We start from the raw sequence: 15,597 nt of genomic DNA on the forward strand, positions 1-15,597 counted from the left end.
TGTTTACTAACGGTGCAGCATGATCAGATCCGCAGACTACAGGGATCTCGAACGGCTGGAGCAACTGTGGTTCCACACAGTAGTCAACGGCCATTCTCTGCCACGACAGTATTGGCAGGCACGTCGCCCTGACTTTCGACGAGATTGCCTCGGCGCGGAAACCTGCCTAGTGTATGTAGAAAACATCAACGATACCGCGGACGGCTTTATCGTTGTGGCACCGGGTGACGCCCTGCTGTGGCTGTGCGTCAATCCGGTAAAGACCAGACAGGGGGTCGGCTCGCAGCTGATGGCGGCCGCACAGCACGGGCGCGATCAGCTGCACACCTGGTTGTTGCAGGATAATCTGGAGGCACGTGTCTTTCTGCAAGACCGGGGCTTCGTCGAGCGTGAACGCCGGCCTGGACCCGTCCAAAGCCAGTATTGGCTGTGCATGCAGTTCCGTAAGGTCGATGGAAAGAACAAACCGAAGGCTGCCTGACCCTTATAACTTAAAGTTAGATGCTCACTTCTTTTTAATGTTTCTAAGCACTTGTACAGAGGAGTAGGATTTCCCCTCAGTTCAAATGTGGATATTGGTGAAACATGGGTCTCAACAGCAACAATCTGGCTGAGAAGCAGGTAGCCTTCTTCCGTCACGGCATGGATCTCCAGGCGCTTAACCATCGCTTTCGGCAAAGCAAGCCCAGCGAGATCATGCAGTTCACCATCGGGCAGGCTGCCAACCCGGTTGTATTCACCAATTTCCGTCCGCTGGCGGTAGCCTTTCTACATCTGGTCACCCGTATCAAACCGGATATCCCCGTGATCTGGGTAGACCACGGCTACAACACCCCAGAGACCTACCGGCACATCGAGAACCTGATCCGGGCGTTCGAGCTCAACCTGTTTGCCTATGCGCCCAAAATGTCCGCTGCGCACTACAACGCCGTTTACGGCGGCATTCCCGCGCTCGATACCCCGGAGCACGATTTCTTTTCCCGCACGGTCAAGCTGGAGCCCTTCAATCGGGCTATGGAGGACCTGCAGCCGGATGTATGGCTCAACGGAATCCGACACGACCAGAATGCGCACCGTAAAGGGCTGGATATTTTCACCAAGGGCAGCCACGGCACCATCCGTGTCGCGCCGATGTTTCACCTGAATGAACTCGACGTCGAGGAGTATGTAGTGGATAACGATCTTCCCGACAATGACGTCTATTTCGACCCCACCAAGGGGGAGGAGCATCGGGAGTGTGGGCTGCTGCTACAGAAATAGACTTGCAGATATCCCGTATTCCGCCTTTCTAGATACAAAAACGGCCGCACATGCGGCCGTTTTTCTCTGGCTGGATTGTAGGGGTTAAACGTCCAGGTTCTCCACCGCCAGCGCATTGCTCTCGATGAACTCCCGGCGCGGCTCCACCTGGTCCCCCATCAAAGTGGTAAAGATCTGGTCGGCAGCGATGGCGTCCTCGACGGTTACCTGAAGCATACGGCGGGTTTCCGGGTTCATGGTGGTCTCCCACAATTGCTCCGGGTTCATTTCGCCCAAGCCCTTATAGCGCTGGATGCTGTAACCACGGCGGCTCTCGTTCATCAGCCACTCCAGGGCTTCTGGGAAACTGGCCACCGGTTGCTGCTTTTCACCGCGCTGGATGTAAGCACCCTCTTCCAGCAAACCAACCATCTTTTCCCCAAGGGCCTGGATGGCGCGGTATTCCGCAGATTCGAAAAACTCGTGGCTGATCTGGTAGTCGCTGCTGACGCCGTGGGCGACGATATGGATCTGCGGCAGGTACAGGTCGCGCTCCGTATTCTCGTAGACGCTGACCTCGTGACGGCGTCCACCGCCGTTGGTCTCCGCAGCCAGTTGCTCCTGTAGCTGTGCACACCAGCTTTCCATCCCGGCCCGATCCTGCAGATCTTTGGCCGTGAGGCTGGGCAGGTAGATCATGCTACGCAGCACCTCGTCCGGATACAGACGGGAGAGGCGATCGATGGTGGCCATCACGCTGCGATACTCCCCGACCAGTGATTCCAACGCAGCTCCCGACAGGCCGGGCGCGTCGGGATTCACAAACAGGCTGGCACTTTCCAGGGCCGCATTGGTCAGGAACTGGGTCAGGGCCGCCTCATCCTTCAGGTACTGTTCCTGTTTGCCCTTGCTGATTTTGTACAGCGGCGGCTGGGCAATGTAGATATGACCGCGCTCGATCAACTCCGGCATCTGGCGGAAGAAGAAGGTGAGCAGCAGCGTGCGAATATGGGCACCGTCCACATCCGCATCGGTCATGATAATGATCTGGTGATAGCGAAGCTTGTCAGGGTCGAACTCGCTCTTGCCGATTCCGCAGCCCAGTGCGGTGATCAGGGTGCCGACTTCCGCACTGGAAAGCATCTTGTCGAAGCGGGCCTTTTCCACGTTCAGGATCTTACCTTTCAGCGGCAGGATGGCCTGGGTGCGTCGGTCACGCCCCTGCTTGGCGGATCCACCGGCAGAATCACCCTCCACCAAGTAAAGTTCAGACAGCGCGGGATCCTTCTGCTGGCAGTCAGCCAGTTTACCCGGCAGCCCGGCAATATCCAGGGCGCCCTTACGGCGGGTCATTTCCCGCGCCTTGCGGGCAGCCTCACGGGCCCTGGCGGCATCGATCATCTTGGTCACGACCGCTTTCGCTTCCTGGGGATGCTCGAGCAGGTAATCGTTGAAGTGCTGCCCCAATTCCTGCTCGACGGCGGGCTTCACTTCGGAGGAAACCAGCTTGTCCTTGGTCTGGGAAGAGAACTTGGGATCCGGCACTTTCACGGAGATGATGGCGGTGAGGCCTTCCCGGGCATCGTCACCGGTCGTGCTGACTTTCTCCTTCTTACCCAACCCTTCCCGTTCAATATAGTTGTTCAGCCCGCGCGTCAGCGCGGCCCGGAAACCGGCCAGGTGAGTACCACCATCCCGCTGGGGAATATTGTTGGTGTAGCAGTAGATGTTTTCCTGGAAGCTATCATTCCACTGCAGGGCCACTTCTACGCCGATCCCGTCTTCCCGCTGGCTCTGGAAGTGCAAAACTTTGTTGATCGGTGTCTTGGCGTGGTTGAGGTACTCAACAAAGGCGCGCAGGCCACCTTCGTACTCGTAGATTTCCTCTTTACCGGAACGCTCGTCTTTCAGAACAATGCGGACCCCCGAGTTGAGAAACGACAGTTCACGGAGGCGCTTGGCCAACTGGTCAAAGTGGAACTCGATATTCGTGAACGTTTCCGCGGAGGGTTTGAAATGCACAGTGGTGCCGGTGGTGTCTGAGTCACCAACGACAGTCAAAGGCGCATCCGGGACCCCGTGGCGGTACACCTGCTCATGGATTTTACCGCCGCGGCGAATGGTCAGTTTCAGCTCTTCAGACAGAGCGTTAACGACTGAGACACCCACGCCGTGAAGGCCGCCGGAAACTTTGTAGGTGTTGTCGTCGAACTTACCACCGGCGTGCAGGACGGTCATGATCACCTCTGCCGCCGAAACCCCTTCCTCTGCATGCATCTCCGTGGGGATACCACGACCATTGTCTGAGATAGAGACGGATTCGTCGGGGTGGATGACGACCCGAATTTCGTCACAGTGCCCGGCCAGCGCCTCATCAATGGAGTTATCGACCACTTCGAACACCATATGGTGCAGGCCCGTCCCATCGTCCGTATCGCCAATATACATACCGGGGCGCTTACGCACGGCATCCAGCCCTTTCAGGACCTTGATGCTACTGGAGTCATAGCTGTTCTGCTCTGACATTTATTCGCTCCATTCATTATTGGGCGCCGGATCTGCTTCGGCGCTAATTCGCCCATGTTCCACGTGGAACACAGACGGCTGATTCCAGGGGGAGATTAAACTTTCCCAGGGTCGACGGGTTGTGCCCCGTTCGATCCCGGTGACCAACACCTGTGCGGCACAGCGGCTGATCCAGCCTGCAAAAAGCGCCTGATGCCGCTCGTCCAGCTCGGCAGGTAGGTCATCCACCAGAAAAACCGGTGCATTTCGGCTGCCAGAAACCACCTGTGCCATCGCTGTCCTCAGCGCACAGACCAACATCTTCTGCTGACCACGGGAAAGAATGCTCTGCGCCGGCTGGGCCTCGACGGTGAAAACCATATCCGCGCGGTGCGGACCAACTCTCGTGTGCCCCAGCGCCAAGTCAGAATCCCGCGAAGCCAAAAGCGAAGCTGCCAGATCTGCATCCTGGCGCCACCCTCTGCGATAGCGTATCGCGATATCCTGCAGTGGCGATGGCGGCAAGTCCTGTAACAACAATCGGGTCGCAGCTGCCAGCTCCTCAAACACTTTCTGACGCAGCTGATCGATAGCCAGAGCGGCAGAGACCAGCCGGGACTCCCAAATACCCAGCTGGCCGTGATCGATTTTACCACGACGGAGCAGCGCATTTCGCTGTCGCAATGCGATTTGATATTCCTTCAGGGAGTTGAGATATCTGTGTTCCACGTGGAACACTGTCCAATCCAGCAACCGCCGACGGACTCCAGGCCCGCCTTCAAGAGCGGCAAAACTGTCGCTATTGACCAGCTGCAGGGGCAGCAGGGATGCCAGTTGGCTGCTGGACTGCGCAGACTCCCGGTTAATTCGGATACGCCCACCTTCATGACGGGTGCGCTCTACACCAATGCTCACCCCACCCTGTATCTGCCCAAAGACCGTTAACCGCTCCTGCCCAGCCTGAATGACGGGCTGATGTTGTCGCGAGCGGAAAGAACGGCCGCTGGCCAGCATATGCACCGCCTCCAGCACTGAGGTCTTGCCACTGCCATTCACCCCATAGAAGAGATTGACGCCCGGATACAAAGTTAGGTCCGCATGGCCGATGTTGCGGAATCCCGACACAACCAGGCGATTCAAAACCGCCAAAACGTCACCTCCACAGACTGCCTGAACCAAACAGTCCGAACACAAAAATGCCGCCATACCCTGCGATATGACGGCATCTCTTCACCCTGCGGTCCCCGCTCACCATTTACAGGCGCATGGGCATGATCACGTACAGGGCATCCCCACCCTCTGGCTGCTGCAGCAGAGCACTGCTGTTCGCATCCGCGAGACCGATGCGGATCTGATCACTGTGGATGGCTCCAGTGACATCCAGAAGGTAGCCAACGTTAAAACCGATCTCGAGCGGCTCTCCCACATAGTCGACGACCAGCTGCTCCTCCGCCTCTTCCTGCTCCGGGTTATTGGCCACGATCTGCAACAGGCCCTCGGAAACCTGCAGCCGAACACCCCGATACTTTTCGTTGGACAGGATTGCAGCGCGCGAAAACGCCTGACGCAAGGCCTGGCGCTCGGCAAAAATCTGGTTCCCCGTGGAACGCGGCAAAACACGCTCGTAATCCGGAAACTTGCCGTCCACAAGCTTGGAGGTAAAGGTAAATTGACCGCTGATCACCCGAATATGATTGTTGCCAAGGACGACCTCAGCGGACGCATCAGAGTCCTCAAGCAGTCGCCCGAGCTCCAGCACACCCTTGCGAGGAACGATAGCCTGGATTGGAGACTCCACATTCAGGCCCGGAGCGTCACGATCACAGAGGGCCAGACGGTGCCCGTCGGTTGCGACTGCGCGGAGCTGTTGCGGCCGACACTCCAACAGGAGGCCATTCAGGTAATACCGCACATCCTGCTGTGCCATGGCAAAGCCAGTGGCCTCGATCAGGCGGCGTATCTCCCGCTGGGAAATGGAGAAACGTGTCTGCGCGCTGGTCTCTTCCTGGTTCGGAAAATCTGCCGCGGGCAGAGTCGAAAGCTGGAAACGGCTGCGACCACTGCGAAGAATCAGGCGCTCCCCGTCACGCTCGAACTTGAGCTCGGCTCCATCGGGCAGGGAGCGGCAGATGTCGAGCAACTTGCGCGCGGGAACGGTCACCTCCCCTTCCATCTCAACGCCATCCACGGGCAGGCGGCCAACGATCTCCACTTCCAGATCGGTTCCCGTCAGGGACAACTCCTGCCCCTGCAACTGCATCAGTACATTGGCCAGTACGGGCAGTGTCTGCCGCTTTTCCACGACACCAGCCACCAGCTGCAAGGGCTTGAGGAGCGCATCCCGGCTAACATTGAATTTCATTGGTCTCTTCGCCTTCGTTGGTTTTATTCGCTAACGGTTGCCCGGACCACCGATCAGGTAGTCAGTGAGCGAGTCAATAACTTCACATCTTCGCGGATATCCGCGTCTGTTTCCTGCAATTCGCGGATTTTACGGCAGGCATGAAGCACAGTGGTATGGTCGCGGCCGCCAAAGGCGTCACCGATCTCTGGCAGGCTGTGATTGGTCAGCTCCTTGGCCAGGGACATGGCCACCTGCCGGGGCCGCGCAACGGATCGACTGCGGCGCTTGGACAGGAGATCCGCCACCTTGATCTTGTAGTATTCCGCCACAACCCGCTGGATGTTGTCGACACTGACCAAGCGGTCCTGAAGCGCCAGAAGATCCTTGAGCGCCTCGCGCACCAGCACGTCATCGATGGGGCGGCCCGTAAACTGGGCATTGGCAATGACCCGCCGGAGGGCTCCCTCCAGCTCCCGCACATTCGAACGAATCCGCTGAGCAATAAAGAAGGCGGAATCATGGGGTAGATCTACCCCTACCTGCTCGGCCTTTTTCATCAGGATTGCCACCCGGGTCTCAAGCTCCGGCGGCTCCACGGCTACCGTGAGTCCCCACCCAAAGCGGGACTTGAGGCGCTCCTCCAGCCCGTCGATCTCTTTCGGATAGCGGTCACAGGTCAGGATGATCTGCTGCCCCCCCTCGAGCAGGGCATTGAAGGTATGAAAAAACTCCTCCTGGGACCGCTCCTTACCCGCAAAAAACTGGATATCGTCAATCAGTAGCGCGTCGACGGACCGGTAGTAGCGCTTGAAGTCGCTGATGGCGTTCAGCTGCAGCGCCTTGACCATGTCGGCCACAAACCGCTCTGAATGCAGGTAGACAACCTTCGCATTCGGGTTGCGCTCAAGCAGCGCATTGCCCACAGCATGCATCAAGTGCGTCTTACCCAGACCGACCCCGCCATAGATGAACAGCGGGTTGTAGGCACCGCCGGGGTTGTCCGCGATCTGCTGCGCCGCGGCCAGACCAAGCTGATTCGACTTACCCTCCACAAAAGATTTGAAGGTAAAGTTACGGTTGAGGGCGCTGCCATGCTTGATCGCCCCCTCGACTTCGACACTTCTCGGTTCACTCGGTGAGCGCACCGGGGCCGGTGGCGGGACCGGCCTTACCTCTGACGGGTTGACGAAAGACGGTGGCGAGAAACCACCGAGCGACGGCGCCTGCGCCTGTTCAGGCGCTTCCGAAGCGGTCTGGGCAACTGCAGGCTGAGCACTCACCGTAGCGGGTTGCTGCGCAGCTGGCCGCACCCGCTGGAACCGGGCCGGGCGCCGCTCGGCAATCTCGAGCACGATCTCCAACGGCATATCGCCACTGAAGTGCTGCGCCAGCTCATTGATCCGCTGCAGGAACTTATCGCCGACCCAATCAAGGACGAAACGGTTAGGTGCAACCAGGCGTAACTCTCCTGCCGCAGCAGACGGACTCACCCGAAGCGGCCGGATCCAGGTATTGAACTGCTGCGACGGCAATTCATCCTGCAGACTGGCCGCACACTGGCGCCAAACGGATTCAGACAAGAAACCCCCCGAGACCCCAAACTTATATATAGAAGAGAGAAGGAAGCAGTTGTTGCGAGGCCCCTACCCAGCCACAACCGCGAAAAAAGCTGGCAGCAGTATACCGCTCAACCGCCGGGTTATCCACAGACCGCTGCGGAAAAGGCAGGGTTTGACCAATAAAAAACTCGACAATTTTCAATGGGTTGCACATCTTTTAACCAGAAGTGCTGCAACCCGGCCTTGCAGTTATCCACACCATCCTGTGGATACACTGGGGCCAACCGGTGCGCTAAAGCCGTTTTCCACGCACCATCAGTGACTTGCGCAAAGGCCGGGTCCGCAAGTGGCCGGTGAGCAGGGCTGGGGCTATTGTTTTAGTCAGCATCAGTCCACCAAAAACCATGGGAAAATCCTCCCTATGCATTGATTTAATTGGTGCCTTTCTATACAATCCGCCGCCTTCGCAGTGCACAGCTCCAACGGACCGGACTCCGGTCGCTCAGGAGCGCAGGCAGCGACCGGGTCAGACCGGGGAAATTCAGAACACAAGTCTCAGGTAGCAAGACAATGAAGCGTACTTTTCAACCCAGCAACTTGAAGCGCAAGCGCAACCACGGTTTCCGCGCTCGCATGGCAACCAAGAACGGCCGCAAAATCCTGGCCCGCCGTCGCGCCAAAGGCCGCAAAGTACTGTCTGCATAAGCGTATGCCCCACCCGGGCACGCTTCCTTTATATGCAACAGACGCGCAGCGACTTCGGCTTTCCCAAAGCGCTGCGCCTGCTTAACGCCGCACAATACCGCGCCGTGTTCAGCGGCACTGAAATCCGTGCCGCGCACCCCAACCTCCTGATCATTGCCCGCCGCAACGATCTCCCCCATCCCCGTCTCGGTCTCGTCGTCGCCAAGAAGCATGTTCGCCTGGCTACGGATCGCAACCAGGTAAAACGCGTCGTGCGCGAGAGTTTTCGCCTGCGCCAGGCCGATCTGCCCGCACTGGACGCCGTGGTTCTTGCCCGCCCGGGCACCGGGGATTTAACTAAGGAAGATCTGGCCCGCCTGCTGGACAAACTGTGGCGCAAACTCGCCCGGCGCGCCGCGGAGCCCGCCCCTGCCCACAACCCCCAGCAAGGCCGCAAGCCCGGCGGAAACCCCCGCAAGAGGAAAGCGTGACCTGGCTGGCCATCAAGCTGATCCACGCTTACCGGTACCTGCTGAGTCCGTGGGTCGGTAACCAGTGCCGCTTCTACCCTACCTGCTCCCATTATTCGGAAGAGGCATTAAAAGTTCACGGATTAGGAAAGGGGGGTTATTTAACCGTGCGGCGCCTTATAAAATGCCACCCTTGGCATCCCGGCGGCCTGGATCCGGTCCCGCCGCGAGACGAAAAACACTCCACCCCGGATGCCGACGCATCTCCGGGCGAACCTAGGTAAAAAAATGGACTGGCAACGCTATACGCTGCTGGGCGGAATCGCCGCAGTTATCCTGGCCCTCATTTTCCAGTGGAACGAATTCAAAGAACAGCGCGCCCCGGCAATCGACCGTGAAACCGTCGTGCGCTCCGATGTCCCGGAAACGATGGCACCTTCAGCGTCCGATAATACTGCCGGGGATGTCCCGACACTGCAGGGGGAGACAACCAGCCGGGAAGAAGCTACAGAGGACCGGCAGCTGATCGCAGTGGAAACCGATGTCTTCAGCCTGCTGATCGATCCGCGCGGCGGCGACATCGTCAAGGTAGCCCTGCGCAACTATTACGAAGAGCTGAATACACCGGACCGCCCCTTTATCCTGCTCAACCAGACCCGGGGCCACACCTACATCGCCCAGAGTGGCCTGATCGGACGCAATGGCACCGATAGCGCCGAAGGCCGGCCACTGTTTTCCGCCCCGGAGCGGGAATATGCCCTCAAGGCGGGGACTGACACCCTGGTGGTAGACCTGACGCTGCGCCAGCAAGACGCCAACATCACCAAGCGCTTTACCTTCAAGCGGGGCGATTATTTGGTCGAGGTCAAATATCTGGTGGACAACACCAGTGCACAGCCCTGGCGGGCCGCCATGTTCGGCCAGATCAAGCGCGACAGTGCCGAGCCCCCCGTCGACGTGGGTATCGGCATGTCTCCCTTCCTGGGGGCGGCACTTCACACCAGCGAAGAAAACTACTTCAAGCAGGATTTTGAGGAAATCGCCGAGAAACCCACCCGTGAAACCATCACTGGTGGCTGGGTGTCCATGGTCCAGCACTACTTCATCAGCGCCTGGGTGCCGCCGCAGGATGTCCGCAATACCTTCGAGCTGCGTCAGCTCTCCAGCGGGCTATTCCGTATGGGCTTCACGGCGCCACAGGTAGAGGTCCCGGCCGGCAGTCAGGGGGAGCTGAGCGCCTCATTCTATGCTGGGCCGAAAGACGTCTTTCGCCTGGAAGAAATCTCACCCTACCTGGATCTGACCGTGGATTACGGTTGGCTCTGGTGGCTGGCGAAGCCCATGTTCTGGGTACTGAACTTCATCCACGACAACATCGTCGCTAACTGGGGATGGGCGATCGTACTGCTGACCGTCTTTATCAAGGCCCTGCTCTACCCGCTGTCGGCCGCGGGCCTGAAGTCCATGGCCCGTATGCGCAAGTTCGCGCCGCAAATGAAGAAACTGCAGGAACAGTACAAGGACAACCGCCAGAAGCTCGCGGAAGAGACCATGAAGCTCTACCGTCGGGAGAAGATCAACCCCATGGGCGGCTGCCTGCCAATCCTGCTGCAGATGCCGGTTTTCATCGGCCTGTACTGGATGTTGATGGAAACCGTCGAGTTGCGCCACGCCCCCTGGATCATGTGGATTCATGATCTGTCGGCCAAGGACCCATACTTCATCCTGCCGGTGATCATGGGGCTCACCATGTGGCTGATGCAGAAACTGCAGCCCCAGCCCACTGATCCGACCCAGGCGCGGATCATGCAATTGATGCCGGTGATGATGACCTTCTTCTTCCTCTGGTTCCCGGCGGGCCTGGTACTGTACTGGATTGCCAACAACGTGCTCTCCATTGCCCAGACCTGGTATATCAACAAGCAGGTCGAGGCAGCCTCGAGCTGACGGGCACCCACCACTGACAGCATTTCAGGGCCGCTTTAGCGGCCCTGTTTCGTTTGCGTTGAGTACACTTTCCTCATGACCGAATCGAAACCCGAATCCACCACTCCCCGTGACACCATCGCCGCCGTGGCTACCGCCCCGGGGCGGGGTGGCATCGGGGTCATCCGCCTCTCCGGGCCCCGGAGCCTCGAGATCGCCCACAAAATCTGTGGTAACCGGACACTCAAACCGCGTCACGCCCACTACCGTAATTTTTCTCGTGAGGAGCAGTTGATCGATCAGGGGATCGCCCTGTTTTTCCCCGCACCCAACTCTTTCACCGGAGAGGATGTTGTGGAACTGCAGGGCCACGGCGGTCCAGTCATCCTGGATCAGTTACTGCAGGCCGCAGTCGCCCTGGGCGCCCGACAGGCTCGGCCAGGCGAGTTTTCCGAACGCGCTTTTCTCAACGACAAGATCGATCTGGCGCAAGCGGAAGCCATCGCCGACCTGATCGAGGCGGGCAGCGCCCAGGCAGCGCGCAATGCGATGCGCTCTCTCCAGGGTGCATTCTCCCAAAAAATCGAAGATTTGGTCGCCCAGCTGACTCATTTACGCATCTATGTCGAAGCATCGATCGATTTTCCAGAGGAAGAAATCGATTTCCTGGCAGACGGCAAAGTAGCCGCGGACATTGAAGCCCTGCTTGGTCATTTGACCGCCGTGGAGCACGAGGCGCGACAGGGAAGCCTGTTGAGGGAGGGAATGGAAGTGGCAATTGCCGGCCGTCCCAATGCCGGCAAGTCGAGCCTGCTGAACGCCCTGGCTGGGCGGGACGCGGCGATCGTCACTGATATTGCCGGCACCACCCGGGACATCCTGCGCGAGCAGGTGCATCTGGACGGCATGCCGCTGTTATTTGCCGACACTGCCGGGCTGAGGGATTCCCCCGACCGTGTCGAGCAGATTGGCATCCAGCGTGCCTGGGACGAGATCCGGGGGGCCGACCGTGTGCTGCTGGTGGTAGATGCGGAACAGGCCCACAGCCTGAATCCCGAGACCACCTGGCCCGAATTCACCAGCCAGCTTCCCGACCCGGAAAAGCTCACCCTGGTTCTGAACAAGATCGACCTGACTGATTACAGCGCGGGCCTGCAGGCACATACAGACGGCGTGCCCGTCATTGCCGTCAGTGCCAAAACCGGCGCCGGGCTGGATGCACTGCGTGAGCACCTCAAACACTGCATGGGTTACACGGGAGCCGCCGAGGGTACTTTCAGCGCCCGCCGCCGCCACCTGGATGCTCTGGAGCGCGCGCGTCAGTTTATCGAGCAGGGGGCCACACAACTGCATGAAAGCGGTGCCGGTGAACTACTTGCAGAAGACCTGAGACAAGCCCAGCAGGCACTGGGCGAGATTACTGGCACCGTCACCGCTGATGAGTTGCTGGGTAAAATTTTCGGCAGCTTCTGTATCGGCAAGTAGCCCCCCGCCCCCGCCCAAGCCCCCTCTATCCCGGCCTGCCACTGCCATCGCCAGAGCAGAGGCCGGGTTCAGTCGTTCATTTCCACGCCCACTGCACAGAAGTTGCCCACAGCTACCCACAGACTTATCCAGACCAGCCCGGTTACCCACAACTCTCCAGCAGCTTGTACACGGCCAGATGGGTTCAGGCCTTGTTATCAGGCCAGCTGTGGGCAAAAGCGGGGGAAAAGCCGGAGATTCCTGGGGACCGGGCCGGGCATAACTTGCCGCAATGCCAGAATGGCGAAAAGTTATCCTTTTCATCCACAGTCCCCTACCGCACTTACACCCTCGCTGGATCAGGGGTTATGGTCAACCTGGCAGGAGTTCTAACTCTATGTTTTCATTGAGTTTTTCTGCCTTACCCAGTGATATCGCCGCCCCTAATAATAACAATCAATACAAACACTCTTTCATACATGAGATATGTATAAGTTAATTAGTAAGAAGGGATATGAGTCGTTTATCTGAAAGACCCGAGATTCCAGTCGGGGCATCCACAGCCTCGCTGCACCATCCCCTTCAGAATCGCCTACCCGGGACCCTATAGTTGGCGTCATGAGGATCGTGCATTGGGTGGCGAACACCATTTGCTGCTCAGCGGCCACTGCCTATAAAATGTGCGCCCCTTTTTTGACCCTGTGGCGGTAGTGATGGACTTCCCCAAGCAATATGACGTGATCGTGATCGGTGGCGGCCATGCCGGAACCGAGGCATCCCTCGCGGCCGCGCGTATGGGGGCTTCGACGCTGCTACTGACCCACAACATCGAAACCCTCGGGCAAATGTCCTGCAACCCGGCGATTGGCGGCATCGGCAAGAGCCACCTGGTGAAAGAGGTGGACGCCCTCGGCGGCGCCATGGCAACAGCGACTGACCTGGCCGGTATCCAGTTTCGCGTGCTCAATGCGCGCAAGGGCCCGGCTGTGCGTGCCACCCGGGCACAGGCAGACCGCGCGCTCTACCGCGGTGCCATCCGCACGATTCTGGAGAGCCAGGAGAACCTGGAGATATTCCAGCAGGCCGCCGACGACCTGATCGTTGAGGGTGAGCGTGTGGTCGGCGTGGTCACCAACGCCGGCATCCGCTTCCGTGGCAAGACCGTCGTAATCACTGCCGGCACCTTTCTCGGAGGTCGCATCCATATCGGTCTGGACAGTCACTCAGGTGGCCGCGCCGGCGATCCGCCCTCGATTGCCCTGGCCGAGCGCCTGCGGGAGCTCCCTTTCCGGGTTGAGCGGCTGAAAACCGGCACGCCGCCACGGATCGATGCCCGCTCAGTGGACTTTTCCGTGATGGAAGAGCAGTGGGGCGATGCGCCGACACCGGTGATGTCCTACCTCGGCAATCGCGAACAGCACCCGCGCCAGGTCTGCTGCTGGATCACCCACACCAACAGCCGCACCCATGAGATCATCCACGGCGGTCTGGACCGCTCCCCCATGTACTCCGGGGTGATCGAGGGGGTCGGCCCGCGCTACTGTCCCTCGATCGAGGACAAGGTTCACCGCTTTGCCGACAAGGACAGCCACCAGATTTTTGTCGAACCCGAGGGTTTGACCACCAACGAGCTGTATCCGAACGGGATTTCCACCAGCCTGCCATTCGACGTGCAGGTGGCGCTGGTGCGCTCGATCCGCGGTTTCGAAAACGCCCATATCACCCGCCCGGGCTACGCCATCGAGTACGATTTCTTCGATCCCCGCGACCTGTTGCCGTCACTGGAGACGAAGTTTATTCAGGGGCTGTACTTCGCCGGCCAGATCAACGGCACCACCGGTTACGAGGAAGCTGCGGCCCAGGGGTTGCTGGCGGGCGCCAACGCCGCCCTGCGCGCCCGGGAACGCGATGCCTGGTCCCCGCGCCGCGATCAGGCCTACCTCGGGGTTCTGGTCGACGACCTGATTACCACCGGCACCAAGGAGCCGTACCGCATGTTCACCAGCCGTGCGGAATACCGGCTGTTGTTGCGGGAGGACAACGCCGACCTGCGTCTGACCGAGCGGGGGCGGGAGCTGGGCCTGGTGAGTGATGCGCGCTGGCAGGCATTCAGCGAAAAACGCGAGGCCATCGAGCGCGAGCGCCAGCGACTGCAGGAGACCTGGATTCACCCGAACACTCCCCAGGCCGCCGCCGCCGAAGCCAAGCTGCCCCAATCGCTGGCGCGGGAGTACAACCTGATGGACCTGCTGCGTCGACCGGAGCTGCGCTATGTCGACGTCGCTGGGCTCAAGGGCGAGCCTGTGGCTGACGAGCGGGTTGCCGAGCAGGTGGAGATTTCGGCCAAGTACGCCGGATACATCGACCGCCAGCGCGATGAGATCGAGCGCCTCCGCGCCTATGAGGACACGCCGATCCCCGCAGATTTCGATTACAGCGAGGTCTCCGGCCTCTCCAGCGAGGTCAAGCAGAAACTGGGCGACTCGCGCCCGGACACCCTGGCGCGGGCTTCCCGCGTGCCCGGCGTCACGCCGGCCGCCGTATCGCTGCTGCTGATCCAGCTGAAGAAACGCGGTCTGCTGACCCGCAAAAAAGTGGTCTAGGGGAGACGCGGTTTGTCACAGATGGAATCCTTCCGCCCGCGCCTGGCGGAGGCCGCCGAGCAGATGGCGGTACCACTGACGGAGGAGCAGCAGACCCAGTTACTGGAATACCTGGCCCTCTTCGCCCGCTGGAATGCCGCCTACAACCTGTCCGCGGTGCGCGACCCGGCGGAAATGCTCGAGCGCCATATCATCGACAGCCTCAGCGTGGTGAACCTCTGCGGTGAGGATGCGGAGCCGTTGCTTGATGTGGGCAGCGGCGGTGGCCTGCCCGGTATTCCCCTGGCCATTGCCCACCCGCAGCGTCAGGTCACTCTGCTGGATAGCAATGGCAAGAAAACCCGTTTCCTGTTTCAGGTGGCCAGCCAGCTACCACTGCCCAACGTGCAGGTGGTGCATACGCGACTCGAGGCTTTTACACCGCAGCAACCTTTTGCCGCCATCACTTCCAGGGCGTTTGCCACCATCGCCGACATGATCTCGAAGAGTGAGCGCTTGCTAACTCCGGGCGGTAAGTTTTACGCTATGAAGGGCAAGTTTCCACAAGATGAGTTGAGCGCACTTCCAAAAGGGATTAAGGTCGATCGGGTGCACACCCTTTCGGTACCGGGTTGCGATGCGGATCGCCACCTTATCGTTTTGAGCCGCGCCGCAGAAAGCGACGGCCTGGCGTAAATCCCGCGAACGACGATTCCTGTTTCCAAGACCTGCGCACTCCCCCGGGACACCTGCGCCCGACCTGAAACCCGCGTATAGCGGTGCCCGAGTGGCAACCGGGGAGAGCGCCTTCGGGACAACAAAGG

13 protein-coding genes are annotated in these 15,597 nt (G+C 59.5%); 9 read left to right on the forward strand and 4 right to left on the reverse strand.

Annotation, left to right across the window (positions count from 1 at the left end; translation table 11 throughout):
* The first annotated feature begins 19 nt into the window (after window positions 1-19).
* Both LVD12_RS12900 and LVD12_RS12905 read left to right on the forward strand, forming a co-directional pair.
* Window positions 20-481, forward strand: coding sequence for a GNAT family N-acetyltransferase (locus LVD12_RS12900; RefSeq protein WP_237068138.1), 462 nt, complete (start codon window positions 20-22; stop codon window positions 479-481).
* Window positions 482-585: 104 nt separating this feature from the next.
* Window positions 586-1,260 carry a phosphoadenosine phosphosulfate reductase domain-containing protein gene (locus tag LVD12_RS12905; protein ID WP_237068139.1) on the forward strand — a complete coding sequence of 225 codons (675 nt, stop codon included), beginning with the start codon at window positions 586-588 and terminating at the stop codon, window positions 1,258-1,260.
* An 84-nt stretch (window positions 1,261-1,344) separates the two neighbouring features.
* Here the strand turns inward: LVD12_RS12905 and gyrB are convergent, their stop codons facing one another.
* The 4 genes from gyrB to dnaA all read right to left on the reverse strand — a co-directional run bounded on the left by gyrB (window position 1,345) and on the right by dnaA (window position 7,668).
* Window positions 1,345-3,765: a DNA topoisomerase (ATP-hydrolyzing) subunit B gene (gene gyrB / locus LVD12_RS12910; protein ID WP_237068140.1), complete on the reverse strand. Its 2,421-nt coding sequence runs from the start codon at window positions 3,763-3,765 to the stop codon at window positions 1,345-1,347.
* Complete coding sequence (recF, locus tag LVD12_RS12915) at window positions 3,766-4,893, reverse strand: DNA replication/repair protein RecF (protein ID WP_237068141.1); 1,128 nt, start codon at window positions 4,891-4,893, stop codon at window positions 3,766-3,768.
* Window positions 4,894-4,999: 106 nt separating this feature from the next.
* Window positions 5,000-6,106, reverse strand: a complete 1,107-nt coding sequence (gene dnaN / locus LVD12_RS12920; protein ID WP_237068142.1) for a DNA polymerase III subunit beta — start codon at window positions 6,104-6,106, stop codon at window positions 5,000-5,002.
* A gap of 53 nt (window positions 6,107-6,159) precedes the next feature.
* Window positions 6,160-7,668: a chromosomal replication initiator protein DnaA gene (dnaA, locus tag LVD12_RS12925; protein ID WP_237068143.1), complete on the reverse strand. Its 1,509-nt coding sequence runs from the start codon at window positions 7,666-7,668 to the stop codon at window positions 6,160-6,162.
* A 549-nt stretch (window positions 7,669-8,217) separates the two neighbouring features.
* Here dnaA and rpmH point away from each other — a divergent pair.
* From rpmH to rsmG, 7 genes are all read left to right on the forward strand, one after another.
* On the forward strand, window positions 8,218-8,352 hold the full coding sequence (rpmH, locus tag LVD12_RS12930; protein WP_067084833.1) for a 50S ribosomal protein L34: 135 nt from the start codon (window positions 8,218-8,220) through the stop codon (window positions 8,350-8,352).
* 32 nt (window positions 8,353-8,384) lie between these two features.
* Window positions 8,385-8,822 (forward strand): ribonuclease P protein component, encoded by a 438-nt coding sequence (gene rnpA, locus LVD12_RS12935; RefSeq protein WP_237068144.1) that lies wholly within the window; start codon window positions 8,385-8,387, stop codon window positions 8,820-8,822.
* Window positions 8,819-9,085 carry a membrane protein insertion efficiency factor YidD gene (yidD, locus tag LVD12_RS12940; protein WP_237068145.1) on the forward strand — a complete coding sequence of 89 codons (267 nt, stop codon included), beginning with the start codon at window positions 8,819-8,821 and terminating at the stop codon, window positions 9,083-9,085. Before rnpA ends, yidD begins: the two co-directional genes overlap by 4 nt.
* Window positions 9,086-9,089: 4 nt before the next feature.
* Window positions 9,090-10,748 (forward strand): membrane protein insertase YidC, encoded by a 1,659-nt coding sequence (gene yidC, locus LVD12_RS12945; RefSeq protein ID WP_237068146.1) that lies wholly within the window; start codon window positions 9,090-9,092, stop codon window positions 10,746-10,748.
* Between the two features lie 75 nt (window positions 10,749-10,823).
* Window positions 10,824-12,212, forward strand: a complete 1,389-nt coding sequence (gene mnmE / locus LVD12_RS12950) for a tRNA uridine-5-carboxymethylaminomethyl(34) synthesis GTPase MnmE (protein ID WP_237068147.1) — start codon at window positions 10,824-10,826, stop codon at window positions 12,210-12,212.
* A gap of 692 nt (window positions 12,213-12,904) precedes the next feature.
* A complete protein-coding gene (gene mnmG / locus LVD12_RS12955) occupies window positions 12,905-14,794 on the forward strand; it encodes a tRNA uridine-5-carboxymethylaminomethyl(34) synthesis enzyme MnmG (RefSeq protein WP_237068148.1) in 1,890 nt (629 codons plus the stop codon).
* Between the two features lie 21 nt (window positions 14,795-14,815).
* Window positions 14,816-15,469: a 16S rRNA (guanine(527)-N(7))-methyltransferase RsmG gene (rsmG, locus tag LVD12_RS12960; protein ID WP_237068202.1), complete on the forward strand. Its 654-nt coding sequence runs from the start codon at window positions 14,816-14,818 to the stop codon at window positions 15,467-15,469.
* The last annotated feature ends 128 nt before the right edge of the window (window positions 15,470-15,597 follow it).

The organism is Microbulbifer guangxiensis (assembly GCF_021729075.1).
GTDB lineage: Bacteria > Pseudomonadota > Gammaproteobacteria > Pseudomonadales > Cellvibrionaceae > Microbulbifer > Microbulbifer guangxiensis.

What these genes read in the sequence shown, in the direction of transcription:
- gyrB (WP_237068140.1), bottom strand. Translation starts at nt 3,765, where the DNA reads ATGTCAGAGCAGAACAGCTATGACTCCAGTAGCATCAAGGTCCTGAAA.
- rsmG (WP_237068202.1), top strand. Translation starts at nt 14,816, where the DNA reads ATGGAATCCTTCCGCCCGCGCCTGGCGGAGGCCGCCGAGCAGATGGCG.
- LVD12_RS12905 (WP_237068139.1), top strand. Translation starts at nt 586, where the DNA reads ATGGGTCTCAACAGCAACAATCTGGCTGAGAAGCAGGTAGCCTTCTTC.
- dnaN (WP_237068142.1), bottom strand. Translation starts at nt 6,106, where the DNA reads ATGAAATTCAATGTTAGCCGGGATGCGCTCCTCAAGCCCTTGCAGCTG.
- mnmE (WP_237068147.1), top strand. Translation starts at nt 10,824, where the DNA reads ATGACCGAATCGAAACCCGAATCCACCACTCCCCGTGACACCATCGCC.
- rpmH (WP_067084833.1), top strand. Translation starts at nt 8,218, where the DNA reads ATGAAGCGTACTTTTCAACCCAGCAACTTGAAGCGCAAGCGCAACCAC.
- rnpA (WP_237068144.1), top strand. Translation starts at nt 8,385, where the DNA reads ATGCAACAGACGCGCAGCGACTTCGGCTTTCCCAAAGCGCTGCGCCTG.
- yidC (WP_237068146.1), top strand. Translation starts at nt 9,090, where the DNA reads ATGGACTGGCAACGCTATACGCTGCTGGGCGGAATCGCCGCAGTTATC.
- mnmG (WP_237068148.1), top strand. Translation starts at nt 12,905, where the DNA reads ATGGACTTCCCCAAGCAATATGACGTGATCGTGATCGGTGGCGGCCAT.
- LVD12_RS12900 (WP_237068138.1), top strand. Translation starts at nt 20, where the DNA reads ATGATCAGATCCGCAGACTACAGGGATCTCGAACGGCTGGAGCAACTG.